The organism is Actinoplanes sp. DH11 (genome assembly GCF_020873875.1).
Taxonomy (GTDB): domain Bacteria; phylum Actinomycetota; class Actinomycetes; order Mycobacteriales; family Micromonosporaceae; genus Actinoplanes.
Genome location: NZ_JAHWGU010000090.1, coordinates 1 through 597, shown reverse-complemented (window position 1 = coordinate 597; position 597 = coordinate 1). Strand labels below are relative to the sequence as shown.

Annotated in this window: 1 protein-coding gene; it reads left to right on the top strand. The window is 67.3% G+C overall.

Annotated features, from left to right (window positions below; genetic code table 11):
• Nucleotides 1–104: 104 nt before the first annotated feature.
• A partial coding sequence (locus LPA41_RS40850) for an IS701 family transposase (protein ID WP_229076869.1) occupies nt 105–597 on the top strand: 493 nt, incomplete at its 3' end.

Sequence of the window (597 nt, the reverse complement as noted above, 5' to 3'; positions counted from 1 at the left end):
AACGAGGACGGCCACCGCATGATCGTCTGTGCGTTGTGGACACAACATCAGACCTTGCGGTGGCCGAGAGCCACAGCGTAGAGCCTGCCCAGTGGCGACGAACCATCGACCTGGTGGTCGAGTCGTTCGCCGGCCGGTTCTGCCGGGTCGAGCCTCGCCGGGCGGCCGCTGGGTTCGTCACCGGCCTGCTCGCCGACCTTCAGATCAAGACCTGCTGGCAGCTGGCCGAGCAGGCTGGACATGGTAGGCCGGATGCGATGCAAAGGTTGCTCTACCGGGCTAAGTGGGACGCCGACGGGGTGCGTGACGACGTGCGCAAGGTCGTCGCCGACCGGCTCGGTGACCCCGACGGCGTCCTCGTGGTCGACGAGACCGGCGATCTGAAGAAAGGCATGCACACCGTCGGTGTCCAGCGTCAATACACCGGCACCGCTGGGCGGATCGAGAACGCCCAGGTCGGGGTGTTCCTTGCCTATGCGAGCAGGCACGGTCACACCCTGATCGACCGGCGGGTCTACCTGCCGAAGTCCTGGACCGGCGACCGTGACCGGTGTGAGCGGGCCGGCGTCCCGGACGACGTCGTGTTCGCCACCCGCT